The sequence below is a fragment of the Gluconobacter sp. P1D12_c genome, assembly GCF_018812105.1.
Taxonomy (GTDB): domain Bacteria; phylum Pseudomonadota; class Alphaproteobacteria; order Acetobacterales; family Acetobacteraceae; genus Gluconobacter; species Gluconobacter oxydans_A.
On sequence record NZ_JACSIQ010000239.1, the window covers coordinates 1 to 554 of the forward strand.

The following is a 554-nucleotide window of genomic DNA, read 5'->3' on the forward strand; positions in this document are numbered from 1 at the left end:
TTGCCAACGCTTACAATCGGCATCCATCTCACCTGGCCAAGACAGAACAATGCACGCCATAGTATTTTGAGTGCTTCTGATTTTCCTGCTCTTGCCATTCTTCTGAACATCAACAGCACCATCGCAAGCCTGCTCATGCTCACGCTCAAGAGCTTCTAAATCCTGACCAAAAACGAGAACCGGCTTGCCTGGATTTTCAACATGCAAACAGGCATCCGGATTTCTCCGGGTAGCCTCATCTATAGTCTCTTTAATATTCCACTTCTTAGACTTCGTTGCCTTGTCGGAAGGCTTTACAAGCACTTTACGACTCAGCATCTCAAAATGTGCGAATTGATAACTCATGACAACGATCCAAAAAATTTCTCGCAAATCGTTGAGAGTCTTCTTTTAAAATCATCAGACGTACAATTTTCCAAATCTAAATTATCGATACTCGAATACAAACCATCCTTGTCACATTCTTCTAAATCTTTAACCCAAAGGCGTATCTCATCTTTATTGTCATTAACAAAAACACACTCGTAACAAAAATCATCCTCGTCATCGTTCAA

Annotated in this window: 2 protein-coding genes; both read right to left on the reverse strand. The window is 41.0% G+C overall.

The window, feature by feature from the left end; all coding sequences use genetic code 11:
* Nucleotides 1-345, reverse strand: a 345-nt coding sequence (locus KP705_RS16525) for a hypothetical protein (RefSeq protein WP_215765038.1), incomplete at its 3' end; no start/stop codon positions are given.
* The coding region (locus KP705_RS16530) for a hypothetical protein (protein ID WP_215765039.1) at nucleotides 342-554 on the reverse strand (213 nt) is incomplete at its 5' end. The genes KP705_RS16530 and KP705_RS16525, both read right to left, overlap by 4 nt.